At 43.5% G+C, this 18,132-nt stretch carries 15 protein-coding genes; 4 read left to right on the top strand and 11 right to left on the bottom strand.

The genetic code is table 11. From position 1 onward, the window contains the following. Window positions 1-26 precede the first annotated feature (26 nt). Window positions 27-737 (top strand): methyltransferase type 11, encoded by a 711-nt coding sequence (locus FTU83_RS00850; protein WP_180105520.1) that lies wholly within the window; start codon window positions 27-29, stop codon window positions 735-737. Between the two features lie 48 nt (window positions 738-785). Here FTU83_RS00850 and FTU83_RS00845 read toward each other — a convergent pair whose 3' ends face one another. The 3 genes from FTU83_RS00845 to FTU83_RS00835 form a co-directional block, all read right to left on the bottom strand. Then, window positions 786-2,771, bottom strand: coding sequence for a 2-oxo acid dehydrogenase subunit E2 (locus FTU83_RS00845; protein ID WP_180105521.1), 1,986 nt, complete (start codon window positions 2,769-2,771; stop codon window positions 786-788). A gap of 2 nt (window positions 2,772-2,773) precedes the next feature. Continuing rightward, window positions 2,774-5,476, bottom strand: coding sequence for a pyruvate dehydrogenase (acetyl-transferring), homodimeric type (gene aceE, locus FTU83_RS00840; protein WP_180022342.1), 2,703 nt, complete (start codon window positions 5,474-5,476; stop codon window positions 2,774-2,776). A 281-nt stretch (window positions 5,477-5,757) separates the two neighbouring features. Beyond that, window positions 5,758-6,453, bottom strand: a complete 696-nt coding sequence (locus FTU83_RS00835) for a M23 family metallopeptidase (protein ID WP_180022341.1) — start codon at window positions 6,451-6,453, stop codon at window positions 5,758-5,760. Window positions 6,454-6,559: 106 nt separating this feature from the next. On the opposite strand from FTU83_RS00835, the gene FTU83_RS00830 reads away from it, so the two are divergent. Continuing rightward, entirely contained in the window at window positions 6,560-7,000 is a 441-nt protein-coding gene (locus tag FTU83_RS00830; RefSeq protein WP_168379402.1) for a DciA family protein, read from the top strand. Window positions 7,001-7,097: 97 nt separating this feature from the next. Here FTU83_RS00830 and lpxC read toward each other — a convergent pair whose 3' ends face one another. The 8 genes from lpxC to gshB form a co-directional block, all read right to left on the bottom strand. Continuing rightward, entirely contained in the window at window positions 7,098-8,000 is a 903-nt protein-coding gene (gene lpxC / locus FTU83_RS00825) for a UDP-3-O-acyl-N-acetylglucosamine deacetylase (protein WP_180063028.1), read from the bottom strand. Window positions 8,001-8,125: 125 nt separating this feature from the next. Further along, window positions 8,126-9,316, bottom strand: coding sequence for a cell division protein FtsZ (gene ftsZ, locus FTU83_RS00820; protein WP_078193216.1), 1,191 nt, complete (start codon window positions 9,314-9,316; stop codon window positions 8,126-8,128). A gap of 159 nt (window positions 9,317-9,475) precedes the next feature. Beyond that, complete coding sequence (ftsA, locus tag FTU83_RS00815; protein WP_111884462.1) at window positions 9,476-10,738, bottom strand: cell division protein FtsA; 1,263 nt, start codon at window positions 10,736-10,738, stop codon at window positions 9,476-9,478. A 68-nt stretch (window positions 10,739-10,806) separates the two neighbouring features. Then, complete coding sequence (locus tag FTU83_RS00810; RefSeq protein ID WP_180105522.1) at window positions 10,807-11,661, bottom strand: cell division protein FtsQ/DivIB; 855 nt, start codon at window positions 11,659-11,661, stop codon at window positions 10,807-10,809. 3 nt (window positions 11,662-11,664) lie between these two features. Next, a complete protein-coding gene (locus tag FTU83_RS00805) occupies window positions 11,665-12,594 on the bottom strand; it encodes a D-alanine--D-alanine ligase (protein WP_078193219.1) in 930 nt (309 codons plus the stop codon). 59 nt (window positions 12,595-12,653) lie between these two features. Continuing rightward, window positions 12,654-14,102, bottom strand: coding sequence for a UDP-N-acetylmuramate--L-alanine ligase (gene murC, locus FTU83_RS00800; protein WP_078190576.1), 1,449 nt, complete (start codon window positions 14,100-14,102; stop codon window positions 12,654-12,656). Between the two features lie 14 nt (window positions 14,103-14,116). Beyond that, window positions 14,117-15,214, bottom strand: coding sequence for an undecaprenyldiphospho-muramoylpentapeptide beta-N-acetylglucosaminyltransferase (gene murG, locus FTU83_RS00795; protein ID WP_180049736.1), 1,098 nt, complete (start codon window positions 15,212-15,214; stop codon window positions 14,117-14,119). 303 nt (window positions 15,215-15,517) lie between these two features. Then, entirely contained in the window at window positions 15,518-16,462 is a 945-nt protein-coding gene (gene gshB / locus FTU83_RS00790) for a glutathione synthase (RefSeq protein WP_078190578.1), read from the bottom strand. 327 nt (window positions 16,463-16,789) lie between these two features. Between gshB and FTU83_RS00785 the strand changes: the two genes are divergently transcribed. Then, on the top strand, window positions 16,790-17,692 hold the full coding sequence (locus FTU83_RS00785; protein WP_180105523.1) for a sensor domain-containing diguanylate cyclase: 903 nt from the start codon (window positions 16,790-16,792) through the stop codon (window positions 17,690-17,692). A 125-nt stretch (window positions 17,693-17,817) separates the two neighbouring features. After that, complete coding sequence (locus tag FTU83_RS00780) at window positions 17,818-18,021, top strand: DUF3565 domain-containing protein (protein ID WP_180105524.1); 204 nt, start codon at window positions 17,818-17,820, stop codon at window positions 18,019-18,021. Window positions 18,022-18,132: the final 111 nt, after the last annotated feature.

Raw genomic sequence — 18,132 nt, 5'->3', positions numbered from 1 at the left:
TTTAATTTTCGATGACTCAATATGATATGCAAAACAATAATCAAAAATTTCAAGAATTTATTCAACACTATATGCATGTGCAGGATGTATTAATCATTGCAGGTGGTCCATCTCAGCTCAATTTCGACTTAACCACCATTCAGCCCTCAAAAAAACTGCTGATCATTTGCTGTAATCAAAGTTTTCTTCAACTTCCTCAGGCTCAAATTGCTCATCATTCAGACTATGCATGGTGGTTACACTATCAACCCATGCTTAATGCATCCTTTCAAGGTGACATCATTAGCGGATGTGGTTTAGGTCACAACCGTCCATATCCTGAACATGAAGTGATTAACTTCAAAACCGTGCGCATCGATACGCAAGCGGAGTTATTTCATTCACCGTACTTTGTGTATGGTAATAATTGCGGCCTTCAAGCCTATTCACTCGCACATCTCTTTCAACCGCAGCGTATTTGGCTGATGGGCTATGACTTCCAGCACCAACAGGGCCAAACACATGCGTATCAGCATCAACATGTGCAAGAACTGGAGCATTATGAAAAGTTTTGGGGCTTATTTTTAAAAGACTTCCAACGCTTTGAACATTTACGACAAAAGCTTTGGTCGACGGCGCACCCACATCGTACACTTCCACTCACTTATAACCTCAATGCAAACTCAGCATTAAAGCTCTACCCTTCACCCATTGAACTTCCTGATTGGCTTTGTCAGTCCACCACCACGACGCCATAAAAAAACCCTGCCAAAGCAGGGTTCATTTTGAAACTTAAACAGGTCAGATTAGATCAATAAAGTTCGGATATCTTTGAGCAGCTTCGTCAGCTTATTGGCAAAACGTGCAGCATCCGCACCATTAATTACACGGTGATCGTATGACAATGACAGCGGCAGCATCAAACGTGGATCAAAGCCTTCACCATTCCACACCGGCTGCATAGTTGCAGGTGAAATACCTAAAATCGCCACCTGTGGCCAGTTGACCAGCGGTGTAAATGCCGTACCACCAATTGAACCCAGACTGGTAATGGTAAAGTTCGCACCTTGTAGATCTTTCGGCGACAGTTTTTTGTCACGTGCTTTTTGACTCAGTTCACCCAGCTCAATTGCAATCTGCTTAATCGATTTTTGATCTGGATTACGCAGTACAGGCACGGTCAAACCATCAGGCGTTGCCACGGCAATCCCCATGTGGATTTCATTGCGTAACAATACTGACTTGCCATCATCAGACAAATGACCTGCAAATTCACGCTCTTCTTTCAACAAGTAAGCCACTGCTTTGATGATGAAGGCCATAATGGTTAAGCCAATACCTTCTTTCTTAAAGTTGGCTTTTAAATCATTACGCCAAGCTTCAAGATCGGTAATATCCGCAGCATCGAACTGCGTCACTTGCGGGATAAAATTGTTTAAAGACAATTGCGGAATCGACACTTGTTGTAAACGTGTCAAAACTTTCTCTTCGACACCACCAAAAGCATCAAAGCTTGGCAATTTCGGTAAGCCTGAAACCTGTGCCACAGCTTGAGCTGCAGGTGCAACTTGCGGAGTGGTCAAACGGGTTTTTACATAAGCGAATAAATCTTCTTTCATTAAACGCTCATGCGGGCCAGATGCTTTGACTTCTGCCAAAACCACACCTAATTCACGTGCAAGCTTACGAACGGCCGGACCTGCATACACTTTGGCATTGGCAGCATTTTGCTCTTTGGTGAGCTTATCTGCGCCTTGTGGTTGCGGTGCTGCTGCTTCAACTTTGCTTTCAGCTTTAGGTGCAACTGTCGCAGGCTGTGCTACAGTTGGAGTAGGTTTCGCTGCTGGCGCGGGTGCTGCAACAGCTTGACCTTCAGCTTCAATCGTCACTAAAGCGACGCCTTCAGAGACACTTTGCCCTAACTGGACATGAATCGCGGTGATTTTACCAGCGGTAGAGCTTGGCACTTCTACCGTTGCTTTGTCTGATTCCACCACGATGATGCTTTGGTCTTTTTCAACCACATCACCCACAGCGACTAAAATTTCAGCCACTGCTGCTTTATCAACACCTAAGTCAGGCACTGCAATATCAACAGGTCCAGACGCCGCAGCCGTAGACGGCGCTGGTGTTGCTTCTGCAACAACAGGTGCAGCAACAGGCTGTGCAGTTTCTTGCACAGCAGCCGATGCAACCGCAGCAGATGAAGCCGCCGTTTTCACCGTTAAAATCACTACACCTTCTTTCACTACATCGCCAGCACTGATTGTGATCGATTCAACACGGCCTGATACAGTACTTGGGACTTCGACTGTCGCTTTGTCTGATTCCACCACGATAATACTTTGATCGACATCAATCTCATCACCAACAGAGACCAAAATCTCACTCACCGTAGCTTTCTCTACGCCAATATCAGGGACTTGCACATCGATACTTTGCGACTGAGTAGCATTGGCTGCAACAGGTGCTGCTGCAGCTTGTTCTGCTTCCACAACCGGAGTTGGTTCTGCTGCTTGGTCTTCCGTTGCATTTTGTACTGGCTCAGCTGTAGCAGCACTTTGACCTTCTTCTTCTAACTCGATCAGCACAGCACCTTCAGCAACACTGTCACCTAGATTGACTGCAATGCTTTTCACCACGCCTGCCGAAGTGCTTGGCACTTCAACAGAGGCTTTATCAGACTCTAACAACACAATGCTGTCGTCGACGCTAATGCTGTCGCCGACTTTCACTAAAATCTCAGCGACCGTTGCTTTATCTACACCAATATCAGGAGTCGTAATTTGCATGATTAGTTCTCCTCTTTGTAGTCAGCCACAGCATGCAGTTCCGGCGTTTCCTGCGGAGCCCATGCCACTGGACGGTCAGTATCTAGTTCAAAGCTTGAGATGGCATCTTTAACCAAACGTGCATCAACTTCGCCTTCATCCGCGAGTTTTTTCAATGTTGCTACCACAATATGTGCGGCATCGACACCAAAGTAGCTACGTAAGTTGCCACGTGTATCTGAACGACCATAACCATCTGTACCTAATGCAACGAATGGACGATTGTCTGGAAGATAGGCACGGATTTGTTCGCTATATGCACGCATGTGGTCAGTTGCCGATACCACAATACCGTCTTTTTCACGAAGCAATTGAGAGACCCAAGCTTCTTTCGTATCTTCAGCCAACGGATGTAAGCGGTTGTATTCTTCACACGCCATACCATCACGAGCTAATTCGTTAAAGCTAGTGACGCTCCACACGTTTGAATGAATTTGATATTCATCACGAAGGATTTTCGCTGCTTTGATTACTTCGCGCAGAATCACACCTGAACCCATCAACTGAACCGTTGCTTTCTCATCTTCTTCGAAGAGATACATACCACGTTTAATGCCTTCTTCAGCACCTTCAGGAATAGCTGGATGTTCGTAGTTTTCATTCATTACTGTTAAGTAGTAGAACACACGCTCTTGGTTCACGTACATGCGTTTTAAACCATCATGTACGATTACTGCCAACTCATAACCAAAACATGGGTCATAAGAAATACAGTTTGGAATCGTATTTGCCAAGATATGTGAATGACCATCTTGGTGCTGTAAACCTTCACCATTCAGTGTTGTACGACCCGCAGTTGCACCGAGCAAGAAACCTTGCGCCTGCGCATCACCTGCAGCCCATGCAATATCACCAATACGTTGGAAACCAAACATCGAGTAGTACATATACATCGGAATCATTGGCAAGTTATTGGTTGAATAACTGGTTCCTAACGCAGCCCAAGCACTCATCGCACCCGCTTCGTTAATCCCTTCTTGTAACATGTGACCATCTTTAGCTTCACGGTAATGCATCAACTGTTCTTGGTCTTCAGGGGTATATTTTTGACCATGCGCAGCATAGATCCCCAACTGACGGAACATACCTTCCAAACCGAAAGTACGCGCTTCATCTGGCACAATTGGTACGACACGATCTTTAATGGCTTTTTCTTTCAATAACGAAGAAATCAAACGCACCATCAACATAGTTGTCGATTGCTCTTTACCGCCACTGCCTTTGAGTACCGCATCAAACACAGACAATTCAGGAATCGCCAGCTGCTCGCTTTCTTTACGACGTGCAGGTAAATAACCACCCAATGCCTCACGACGTGCTTTCATGTATTTAATTTCAGGTGAATTTTCACTTGGACGGTAGAATGGCACTTCTTCAAGCTGTTCATCGGTAAATGGCAAGTTGAAACGGTTACGCACGTATTTCAACGACTCAAGCTGCATTTTCTTGATTTGATGCGTCTTATTGACTGCTTCAATCTCTTCCGACAAACCATAACCTTTGACTGTTTTTGCCAAGATAACTGTTGGCTGACCCGTTTCCTTCATCGCTTCGGCATAAGCCGCATACACTTTGAATGGGTCATGACCACCACGGTTCAGGTTATCAATATCTTCATCGCTTAAGTTGCGCACCAACTCTTCAGCTTCAGGATACTTACCAAAGAAATGTGCACGCGTATACGCACCGCCTTTCACTTGATAGCGTTGGAAGTCACCATCGACCGCTTCTTCCATCACCGCTTTTAAGGCACCTGAATCATCTTTTGCCAGTAGCGGATCCCAATGACGACCCCATACCACTTTAATTACGCGCCAGCCTGCACCACGGAACAATGATTCAAGTTCTTGAATAATTTTACCGTTACCACGAACTGGGCCATCTAGACGCTGTAAGTTACAGTTCACGACCCAAATTAGGTTGTCGAGCTTTTCACGACCTGCAAGTGAAATGGCACCTGTACTTTCAGGTTCATCCATTTCACCATCACCGAGGTAAGCCCAAACTTTACGGTTTTCTTCTTTGATCAGGCCACGGTTCATCAAGTACTTTTGAATGTGTGCTTGATAGATCGACATGATTGGACCTAGACCCATCGATACGGTTGGGAACTGCCAATAATCTGGCATCAAGTACGGATGTGGGTATGAAGGTAAACCTTTACCGCCAACTTCACGACGGAAATTATTTAAATGTTCTTCAGTCAAACGACCTTCTAAGAACGAACGTGCATAGATACCTGGCGCACAGTGACCTTGATAATAGATCATGTCACCGCCAAAGCTGTCGCTATTGGCACGGAAGAAGTGGTTAAAACCCACGTCATATAAAGTGGCAGATGATGCAAAACTTGCCAAGTGACCACCTAAATCGTCACCTGTTTTATTGGCACGCAGTACCATCGCTAAGGCATTCCAGCGGATCAGCGCACGAATACGGCGCTCCATATCCGAATCACCCGGCATAGGCGGTTGTTCTTCAACTGAAATGGTATTTAAGTAAGGAGTATTTAGTCGCTGAATGGGAACGTGCTTAGCAATCGCTTGTTGATAGAGTTTTTCAAGCAAAAATGCAGCGCGGTCAGTTCCCATGTGCTGTAAAACTGAATCAAATGCGTCCTGCCATTCTTGGGTTTCTTGCGCATCTGTATCGCCATAAAACGCCATACTTCACCTATCCTATGTGCTAAATATATGGCTCTATTAGTACCATATTTTGGCTAGGCTGAGTTATCGCCACAGATGAATACGAAATAGCTCTATTATTTATTTACTAAATACTTATTGATTAACAATTACACAAATTTACATTTTTGGGTCAATTTTCGCCATATTTCATACAGACAATATTTTTTAGAATGATAATTTTATAGTTATTAGCGATAAATAAAAAAGCCATTGTCTGTAGAGGTTCAGACAATGGCTTCGTATACAGATGTTGTATGCGCTTATGGCAACATCGCTAAATACGTCGATGGGTTTTTGCGTTGACCATCTTTCACTACTTCGTAATGCAAATGTGGGCCAGTACAACGACCAGTACAACCAACGTTAGCAATATGCTCACCCGCAGCAACACGGTCGCCTACACGTGCAATTAAGCGTGATGCATGTGCATAACGTGTCAGGTAACCATTACCATGGTTGATTTCAACATATTGGCCATAACCTGTGCCCCAGCCTGATTTAGTTACTATGCCAGGGCCTGTTGCATAAATAGGTGTGCCACTTGCCGCAGAAAGATCTAAACCTGAATGATTTTCTGCACGGCCACCCATGGTACGACCACCATAGTTTGAGCTCACGCGCTTCATGTCTGGAAGTGGGTGGGCAATTAACCATGAATATGGATTATTTGAACTTGCTGAATAGTTTTGAGAGGAATTGCTTGAACCGTATTTTTTTGCGATTGTCGCATTGTTGAGTTCAATTGATTTTTCACGAATTTGAACATTCAACTTCGTTTCCGCTGGAACATCAATATCATTGCTTTCAGAGTAAGCACCTTGAGACAAAGTGCGAGTTAACTGTTCAATACGATCTGATGATGAGTCTGCTTGATTTAATTCAACTAAATCTGCAAAAGCGACTGAAGCGGCCGAAGCTGCCAATGAAAACGCCAATAAAATACGTCGTAAATGCATAAAAAACCTCTATAAACTGTTCTCTTTTGTTCCTTGTGTGATTTCGTCCTTGATATCAGCCAAAAGGAGCGCATAAGATTAAGACATAAACATGTAGGAAATATGTATGTCAGAACCTGTCAACGTCTTTCAACCAACAAGAAAACACATAAAAACAGGAAACTTGTCGTTTCTCTCAACGCAAGTTGCTGTATGGCAGAAACTTACGAAAATTGTTCAACCGCTATTGCCCCAACCGGATCAATGGCAAGTTGTTTGTTATATAAATGGTGTACTTATATTAACTGGAGAAAATCAGGCACTGATTAGTCAGTTGGCCTATTTGCAAAAGCAATATATTGCACAATTATCACAAATATACGAATTCAAGGATTTGCACAAGATTCAAGTCCGTCTGAGAACTCCGTCTCCAACGCCCCATTCCCCTGAAAAAATTTCAAGAACCCTCAGTACAGAAACTCAGGATTTACTCCGTAATGCTGCTGACTTTGTGAGCGACCCTAAGCTTAGCCAAGCAATGCTGCGTTTGGCAAGCAATAAAAAGTAACCACCCAGTTGTAACAGACAAATTTGAATGCTCAGAATGTGACAGACTTAACACTTACAAATGATACAATATAACATCACTATTATAAGACAATGACTTATGTCACATTCACATAACTAATTGGGCAATCATTAATGTCATCAAATGTTACAATTTCATAGCTATCTGGATCACTTTTGACATTGCGTAATAACTGATTATTTAATGCATGACCTGACTTATAGGCATCATATTTCGCAATAATTTGATGACCAAGCAAATATAAATCACCCACAGCATCTAATATTTTGTGACGAACAAACTCATCCGAAAAGCGTAAGCCCTCTTCATTGACCACACCATTGTCATCTACACCAATGGCATTTTCGAGACTCGCCCCCAAAGCCAAATTATTGGCTTTGAGATAATCCAAATCTTTCATAAAGCCAAAAGTCCGCGCTTCACTGACTTCATAGACAAATGTTTCGGTTGAAAAGTCGATGGTTGCCGATTGAAATTCTTTCTTAAATGCAGGATGGTCAAAATCAATCGTAAAATTTAATTGGAAACCGTCATGCGGTTGGAAGGCAGCACGTTTATCATCGATCAGTGCTTCGACAGGTTTGCGTATTTTTATGAATTTTTTAGGTGCATTTTGTTCTTGTAGTTCACCTTGCATAAGCAAATAAATGAACGGGCCGGCACTCCCATCCATAATGGGCACTTCAGACGCCGACACTTCCACGATCAGGTTATCAATCCCTAAACCAGCAATCGCACTCATAATGTGCTCAATTGTGCCCACCTTGGCATTTTCTTGCACCAAGTTAGAACACATGAATGCTTCTTGAATCAGCATAGCATCAGCTGGAATATCAATCGGTGGATTTAAGTCGATACGACGAAACACAATCCCCCCATCGGCATGATGTGGCACAAAGTTAATCATCACTTTTTGCCCACTATGCAGTCCGATGCCACTCGCTTTCACGATGCGTTTCAGGGTACGTTGTTTCAACATGTGTCTTCTATCATCAGTTCACAAAACCGCTATACGTTAGCATATTTAGCCATTGATAAAAAACAAAAAGGTAGCTGATCAGCTACCTTTTGTAATCAATAGACACTTAAGTCATTGAATTTATGTTATTTACGTTGCTGATTTTTCAAGTAGTCTTGAATACTCATTGGCGTAGGGCGTGAATTGGATGCTGACGCCGCTGCTGCAGCTGGAGCTGCTGCTTCATTGTGCTGACGTTGAATTGCTGGCACATCATCTTCATCTACAGGTACTTGTGCAGAAGCGACTGTACGCGTTGCTTGTGCGACAGGGCGTTTCACTGGCTCAGCAGAATCGGCAGAATTACGAGTTAAACCCGTTGCGATCACCGTTACGCTAATTTCATCACGTGCATCTGGATCAAATACCGTACCGTAGAACACTTGACCTTCATCAAGATCGACAATTTGGTTCACCACATCAGTGATTTCTTCAATTTCACCGAAGGTTACGTCATCGCCACCTGTAACGTTAATCAAAATGCCTTTTGCATTCATGATGGTCACGTTATCTAACAACGGGCTACGGATCGCTTGCTCAGCAGCTTGACGCGCACGGTTTTCACCACGACCAGAACCTGCACCCATCATTGCGTAACCACGTGTACTCATGGCAGTTTTCAAATCGGCGAAGTCAAGGTTGATATGACCCGGACGCACGACAAGATCAAAGATACTACGTACCGCATTTAACAATACATCGTCTGCCTTTTTATAAGCATCTTTCATTGAAATATCGCGGAATACTTTAAGTAGACGTTGGTTCGGAATAATAATCAGAGAATCAACATGTTGCTCAAGGGCTTCAATACCTTTCTCAGCAGATTGCTGACGACGTTTACCTTCAAAGTTAAACGGAGTCGTCACCACACCTACAGTTAAGATACCCATTTCTTTGGCAATTTCAGCAACAACTGGCGCAGCACCTGTACCTGTACCACCACCCATACCTGCAGTCACGAACACCATGTCCGTTCCTTCAAGGTGTTGGCGAATCAACTCACGGCTTTCTTCAGCAGCAGTTTGACCCACTTGTGGATTTGCACCTGCACCCAAACCACGGGTACTTTGCTCACCCAGTTGGATTTTAAATTGTGCATTCATGCGGTCGAGTGCTTGTTTGTCTGTATTGGCACAAACAAATTTTACACCTTCGATATCTGATTCCAACATATGTTGCACAGCGTTGCCGCCAGCACCACCTACACCGAATACTGTGAAACGGGCTTGACCGTTGCTGTCGCTTTGATCATCTTCTAAAAATTCAAATGAGGCCATGCCTAAAAAATTCCTAATCCATAATTGGCAGACACTTCAGCCCGTATACTGCCTTGATCTTAATAAAAATTGTTTTTTAGAATGCTGTCCAAGTTCCAGCTTGTCAAGTACAAGCAATAATCCGTACAACTTCCCAACAATATTCCCAAATATTTCAACTTAAAAGATCGACTTCAAGGTGTCATTGAAGCCCGACCATGCACGTTTTACCCGATTCAATACTGAAAGTTTTTCCGTATCTTCTGGCTCAACGATCGTATCTTGTGTTTCACTTTGACTGAAAATTAACAGACCTGCGGCAGTCGCGTATTGTGAACGACGTAAAGCGGCTTGCTGTTGATCATCAGCATACACTTGCATAGGTGGATTACCTAAATGTGCAGAAACACCTAACATCCGACGCGCAAATGTCACCATCCCTTCAATTTGGCAGGCATCACCTGTGAGTACAACACCATGGTATAAACCATGAATCGCACCATGATCGACCAATTCATTACGCACTTGATTAAAGATTTCTTCATAGCGCGCAATAATGATTTCGGTCAGTTCAATACGGCTAATGGTTTGTGGACCATCAATACCTTGGAACTGAATCATACTTTCAGGTTTAACCACTTTCAGGTCGACACAACCATACAACAGCTTAATACGTTCAGCTTCTTCTGTTGTGGTTTGCAATACAGCAGCAATATCACGCGTTACATGCTCACCGCCACGTTGCAAAGTGTGTGTCATCGCCAAGCGACCATCTAAATACACCGCAATATTGGTCGTACCAGCACCAATATCAACCAAGCACACACCATATTCTTTTTCATCTTTAAGCAAACTAGCTTCAGCAGTTGCTAATGATGAAATAACCATGCGTTCAACACCAATATTGGCACCTTTTAATGCACGATCCAAATTCTGCATGGTGCTGATGGGCAACATCATCAAATGATAATGCCCTGTCATACTCCGTGCTGACATGCGAATCGGGTTTAATACCCACTCAGGTTCATCATCTAGTTCAAAACCTAAAGGTACAGCACTCACCAAATAGTGGTCAGACGTTAAGTGACTGGCTTTGGCCAGTTCTAATGCACGCACCACTTCATTGGTGGTAATCGCATGGTCATTATTTTCAATTGGAGTGCGACCAGAGGCATAAAAACTTTTTAGTTCAGCACTTGGAATGGAAATCCACGCAGAATGTACACGACATTCCGCCATATCTTCCGCTTCCTGCACTGCATTTTTAATTGCGGTAACAACTTTATCGAGACTGACAATTTTCCCTTTATTCATGCCGCGGTTACGAGCGGTCGCCATCCCTACCACTTGGATATTGTCTGGCGCGTGTACCTTACCAATCAAAACTGAAACTTTGTGTGTCCCAATGTCAATCGCAACAACCGAGGGAACAGCTTCATTCATTATTTACTACTACCATTCACATGTTTGTTTAATTTATGGCTTAAAGCCTCTACTTATAAAGCCGATCATTATGGCTTTACAGGCGCTGCATTCGCAATGCCTATGTCATCACTGGTTACAACAAACTGACCATTTACCGACTTTGCTGGCACAGAGTTTTTCCATTGAATCGCTAAACCATTTCGGTAGCGCAAATCGATGGCAGAAATTCGTGGCCAAACAGGTTTTAAGTCACTGTGTGCGAGATAACTTAAACGCTGCAACTTACTCATGGTCTGATCCTGATCGACAATCACACGTAAGCCTGAATCAAACTGCATAAACCAAGTCATTCGTTCTGTTAAATATAATTCTTTTAAACGAATGCCAACAGGTATAAATAATTGATTAATTTCATTATAGCGACGCATCATCATTTTGGACTGACTCGTCGGCCCATGCAATAACGGTAAATTCTGATGATTGGTCGGAGTTAATTCGGCAAATACATCACCACTGTCGCTTAACAGTCGCCCAGTTCCCCATCGTGCAATCGCTTGACGCGGCATCACCCGTACACGAATTGCATTTGGCCAAGCACGCGATACCACCACGCGATCGACCCAAGAGATTTCTAAAGTACGGTCACGAATGACACGTAAATCAGAGGTAAAATAGTTTTCAGTCATCATCGGTGAAACGTATGACATCACTTGTTGTTTTTCTTGGGCGCTCCGCACACCCACCACATCAAGTTCAGCCACACGTGCATCCGTCATGACTTTATATAGCCCCCAAATTCCGGCAATCAAAACCACACATGCAATAAACAACAACAGCCATCCACCCAGATTGGTAAGCTTTTCCTTACGTGTCGGTGGTTTGTCATGTATCGATGTCGTTGCTGCACGTTTACGGCGCATAGACGCAGGAAGTTGAGCCATAATTTAGTGTGCCGCACCTGTCAGGGTTTGTTCCAAAATCGCGACACAAAGATCATCAAAACTATAGCCTACAGCATTGGCAGCTTTTGGCACTAGAGAATGACTAGTCATACCCGGAACAGTATTTACCTCAAGTAACCAGAAGTTTCCTTCTGCATCTTGCATCGCGTCAATACGGCCCCAACCACTCGCACCTACCGCTTGGAAAGCGCGTAAAGATAAAGCTTGTAGACGCTTTTCTTCATCTTCAGTTAAGCCACATGGAATACCATATTGCACATCGTTACGGTTATATTTCGCTTCGTAATCGTAAAAAGCCACATCTGCAGGCGGTTCTAAACGAATCACCGGTAAAGCCTGACCATTTAAAATCACAATGGTAAATTCACGTCCGGTAATCCATTTTTCAGCCATCACGACTGCATCATGCTGGGTCGCTTTGGCAATTGCGGTTGCAAAGTCTTCAATTTTTTCAACTTTGCTCATACCAATGCTTGAGCCTTCATGCACCGGCTTGATAATAAATGGCAAACCAATTGAATCTACAATTTCTTGTAAATCTGAGTCTTTGCTGACAATACGATAAGGTGCTGTCGGTAGTTCTGAACCTTGCCAAACTTGTTTAGTTTTGACTTTATCCATACCAATCGCCGAGCCTTGAACGCCCGTTCCAGTGTACGGAATGTTTAACCATTCCAAAGTACCCTGAATTTGACCATCTTCACCACCACGACCATGAAGTACGATAAATGCACGGTCATAAGCCACCAACTCAGTCACACTGCGTTGCTGCGGATCGAATGCTTCGGCATTTACACCCGAACGCACCAATGCTTCAAGTACAGCTTTACCACTATCGAGAGAAACCTCACGTTCGGCAGATTTCCCACCTAATAACACGGCAACTTTGCCGAATTTTGAAGCATTTGACACGTTTATATCCTTAAACTTTTATCTACGGTCTAAACAAACTTTGGATCACCCAGCGGTGATCATTTTACATAGAGATTGTTTTGAGCAAGTTCGATTGAGATTGCTCCAACATTACCTGCGCCCTGTGTTAATAACAAGTCATTTGCTTGTAACACTTTTTTCATTACTGCTTGTAAGTTGCCTTCTACTGGATCGATGAGAATCGGCTCAACTTCACCACGTAGACGAATGCTTCGAGCCAACGCACGACTATCCGCACCTACAATTGGTTTTTCACCTGCAGGATAAACTTCTAATAACAACAGTTGATCGACTTGAGACAAGACATCGACGAAGTCATCAAAACAGTCACGCGTACGACTAAAACGATGTGGCTGGAACATCATCACCAAACGACGATCTGGATGACTTGCACGTGCTGCTTTAATGGTCGCTTCCACTTCTTTTGGATGGTGACCATAGTCATCGACCAATTTCACCAAGCCATCTTCAACTTCAAATTCGCCTTGTACTTGGAAACGACGACCTACGCCACTGAAGCTTTCTAAGGCACGCGCAATCGCAGCATCAGAAACACCTTCATCCGTTGCAATACCAATCGCTGCCAAGGCATTTAAGATATTATGAAGACCCGGCAAGTTAATGGTTAAACGTAACGGCTCACGGTCTTTACGCAAAACTGTAAAGTGTGATTGCATGCCTTCTTGAGCCACATCAACGGCACGAATGTCATTGTCTTCATTGAAACCATAAGTCACGACAGGACGACCAATACGCGGCATAATTTCACGGATGTTGGCATCATCACCACACATCACAGCTAAACCGTAAAATGGAAGGCGCTGTAAGAATTGTACGAAGGTATCTTTCAATACATCGAAACTACCGCCATAGGTATCCATATGGTCAGCATCGATATTGGTGACAATCGTTGCCATCGGCTGTAAATGCAGGAATGACGCATCTGATTCGTCTGCTTCAGCCACGATATAACGGCTTGCACCCAATGCAGCATTCACACCAGTACGATTTAATAAACCACCAATGACATAAGTTGGGTCCAGATTTTCTTCTGCCAACATGCAGGTCACCAGACTGGTTGTCGTGGTTTTACCATGCGTCCCCGCAACGGCAATACCATGACGGTAACGCATTAATTCACCCAACATTTCTGCACGACGCACGACAGGTGTACGGGTTTCAATCGCCGCTTTCACTTCTGGGTTTTCAGAATCAATAGCTGTTGATACCACGATTACATTGGCGCCTTGAATATTTTCAGCAGCATGACCGATGAAAACTTGAATGCCGTTTTCTTCAAGCTGAGCCGTGGTTTTCGACGCTTTAATATCTGAACCTGAAACTTTATAGCCTTGGTTTTTCAATACTTCGGCAATACCGCACATGCCCGCACCACCAATCCCAATAAAATGGATGTGTTTAATACGGCGCATTTCTGGCACTTTAATGAGCTTTTTCGCTTGATCGGCAGGCGTTGATGGAGACATAGATTACTCGAATTTTACAAATCTTGAATTAAACCAACCACGTGCTGTGTCGCATCGGGTTGTGCCTGTTGTCGAGCCTTAACCGCCATTTCCATAAGTCGTTGGCGATTCATCAGCGGCTTCAACAACGCTGTTAAACTTTCTGCGGTCATGTCCGCTTGTGGGCAAATTTTTGCGGCATTGATATTGGCCAAGAACCCTGCATTTGCAGTTTGATGGTCATCCACTGCACTTGGCAGAGGAACAAACACGGCTGCTACACCCGCTGTCGCAATTTCAGTGACGGTTAGTGCACCAGCACGGCAGATAATCAAATCCGCTGCAGAATAGGCTGCTGCCATATCTTCAATAAACGGCTGAACTTCAACTTGTATATGTTCAGGTGCGTTTGCATAACGAGCCAATGTGCTTTCAGCATTATTTTGACCACACTGATGATATACACTGAGGGGCTGTTCTAATTGCTGCAAAGCAGCCGGCACACATTCATTTAAGGCACGTGCGCCCAGTGAGCCACCTACAATTAAAACCCGTAATGGCAACCCAGCTTTTTCACGCTCTTGGTAACGCCATGACGGATTTAAAATTTCTGTAATTTCCTTCCGTACAGGATTGCCTGTGGTCACGATTTTATCTTGAGCTGGAAAAGTATTTGGAAATGCCTGACACACCGTTTTCGCCACACGCGATAATTGCGTATTGGTAAACCCAGCCACAGCATTTTGTTCATGGATAATGACTGGTATGCCCAATGCACGAGCTGCCAAGCCACCTGGCCCAGCCACGTAACCCCCAAAGCCTGCAACTGCATCAACTTTGAGTTGTTTCATATAACGCATGGCACTCAAAGTAGCTTTGAGAATTTTAAACGGTGCCATCAGCTTACGCACGACTCCATTGCCGCGTACGCCTTGGATATCAATTTGATAAATTGGAATATTATGATTTTTAAGCAGGCGATTTTCCATGCCTGTTGGCGTTGCGAGCCAAGAAACTTCACAGCCTTGTTGTTGCAACTCTTTGGCAACAGCGAGCGCTGGAAAGACGTGACCACCGGTTCCGGCAGCCATCATCATGACATGTTTCGGCTTTACTTGCGTTACTTCGGTCACTGTCTAATTCTTCAATTCTAAAAAGAGGCTAATGATATTCGATTTTAAGCAAACAATTGTAATCACAAACGCATGACCGTGAAAGGTAATTTACTTTTTTTCAACAGGCGTATGATTGTTTTTTTCTACTATTTTAAAAGTTTAAACTAGTTTTATTATTAATCTATGAGAATTGAAAAAAAATCAGACAATTTTTCACTTTAATTGCATTCACTTACAGTTTTTTTGCTTTTTAAGCTCCCCTCCCCTTAGCGCAGGCCAAAAAAAGAGCCCGTGAAGGACTCTTTTAAATCTAGTGCAAAATTAAGCTTTTAAACCTGCCTCAAGGACATCAAATAAATCATCGGCAATCGAGGTGCCAAATTGCGCATCAATTTCACGTACGCAGGTTGGACTGGTGACATTAATTTCAGTCACGTAATTACCAATCACATCCAGACCAACAAACACTAACCCTTTTTCACGAAGGAATGGCCCAACTTTGGCTGCAATGGCTTTATCATTTTCGGTCAATGGACGCGCCTCGCCCAAACCACCTGCCGCCAAGTTGCCACGCACTTCGCCATTTTGCGGAATACGCGCCAAACAATACGGTACGGGTTCGCCATTGATCATCAAGATGCGCTTGTCACCATCCACAATTTCTGGGATGTAACGCTGCGCCATAATCGGCTGTGTGCCGTTATTGGTCAGGATTTCAATGGTTGAACCAATATTAACGCCATCTTGGTATAAACGGAAAATGCCCATACCGCCCATGCCGTCTAATGGCTTCACAATCACATCGCCGTGTTCTTGCAAAAATTCACGAATCAGGCTTTGCTGCGAGGTCACTAAGGTCGGTACTTGAAGTTCAGGGAATTGCGTCGCAAACAATTTTTCATTGCAGTCACGTAGGCTTTGTGGCTTGTTAATAATCCATGCGCCTTCGCGTTCAGCCTGTTCCAAAATATAGGTGGTGTAGACAAAGTTCATATCAAACGGCGGATCTTTACGCATCAAAACCACGTCATAAGCTGCAATTGATTCTTTTTGTTTTTCGCCGAGTTCGTAATAGTGGTTGTAGTCTTCAAAAACTTTTAGCGGTGAAATCAAACCAAAGGCTTTGCCTTGATCGATATATAAATCTTGCTGTAATGCATAGCCTAGCTCATGTCCACGGCGTGCTGCTGCCCATAGCATCGCCATTGAGGTATCTTTTTTTAGGTTTACATTTTCGATGGGATCCATCACAACAAGTACACGCATTATTCAGTGCTCTGTTCATTATTAATTTATGAATGAGTATAGCCGAGATTTTTCTTTTGTTTATTCTGATTTTGCATGTGTATGTATGGATTCGTGTGATGCAGGCGATAATTCAAAACATTTCTATCATCGGCTTTATCTTAATAATGGAAATAAGCCATGAAAGCATTATGGCGTTAGGCCTGTGTAAATCGACGCCAAGCAATTGAGACAGATATTCATCACATCTACATCTCGCCCATCATTATTTTTGGTGAAAAAACACGTGCTTTTTATTTTTTTTAGCTATTGTGTTAATTATTGTAAATAAAGAAATAGAATTAATTAATGATCAACATTGAGCAGATGGCTATCATTCTTGATGCTTTGCCAGACCCTGCTTTTGTCATATCGCGTAGTAGAAAATACGTTGCGGTTTTTGGTGGGCGCGATAATCGCTATTACCACGATGGTTCCGGTCTTGTTGGTACCTATATTTCAGATGTGATCAAGCCAGATAAAGCCAACTTGTTTATGCAACTGATCGACCAAGCTCTAGCGTCAGGAAATCTACTCATCGAAGAGTACGAATTGAGCAATAGGGATGTAAAAGGTCTGCCCGATTATGGTCCTGAAGAGCCCATTTGGTTTGAAGTGCGCATCCAAGCGCTCAGTTTTGCGGTAGATGAAGAAGACGTTGTGCTTTGGGTCGCAAGTAATATTTCAGCGCGTCACAACTTGGAAATTAAGCTGAAGGAACTCAGCCATACGGATCAGTTAACCGGTCTTTTCAATCGAAGAAAATTAGAGCATGACTTAGCATTACATTATGAGTCATACCTACGACATTCCATACAGACCTCGATTTTGATGTTCGATCTTGATAACCTCAAAAAAATCAACGACAGCAAAGGTCATCATGTCGGTGATGAGGCAATCCGAGCAGTCGCAGATATTCTTCGTTTAACGCTGCGCAAGACTGATTGCGCCTGCCGCTTAGGTGGAGATGAGTTTGTGGTCGCATTACCCAACACGGGCTGTGAGCAGGCCATTCAATTTGCCAAACGGATTCATGAACATTCCAGAAAAGAATTAAGTCGGTTTTCAATAGATAACGCCCATGTCACCGTGAGCATAGGAGTAACAACCATCATGCCTGAAGATTGTACCTACGAAGATACAATTAAGCGTGCTGATCTAGCGCTGTATAAAGCCAAACATGGCGGGAAAAATAGAATTGTCGCGGCGTAAGCGTGCGGCAGAAATAAACCAAATTTCACAGTCTATTTAGCAATTTGATATTCAAGCCGTTGTAATTGTTCAAGATGAACTCTATTCCCTTTTCAGCATAAGTTCAATTTAGATAGGTGTCCGATATGCAGCAAGCCATTGTTGATTTTGCCTTGGATGATGAAAATCAGTGGTATGCCATTTTAGCTTGTGGCCATACACAGCATGTCCGGCATGATCCGCCTTGGCAAAACCGTCCTTGGGTTATCACTGAGCAAGGACGGAACGAAAAGTTAGGGGTAATGTTGGAATGTAAGAAGTGTGATGAAGAGATTGTTATTCCTAAGTAGAAATGTCCTACCTAATAACCAAATAGAAATGTCCTATATGGACAATTCCAAGTCAAGCACAGGATTTAGATTTCGTTCTTTGATTGCTATTTTCTGTGCACGTCTGCTTGG

This window comes from Acinetobacter sp. YH12152, from assembly GCF_013418285.1.
Lineage (GTDB): Bacteria > Pseudomonadota > Gammaproteobacteria > Pseudomonadales > Moraxellaceae > Acinetobacter > Acinetobacter amyesii.
The sequence above is the reverse complement of the archived record's forward strand: the minus strand, read 5'-3'. Positions and strand labels throughout refer to the sequence as shown.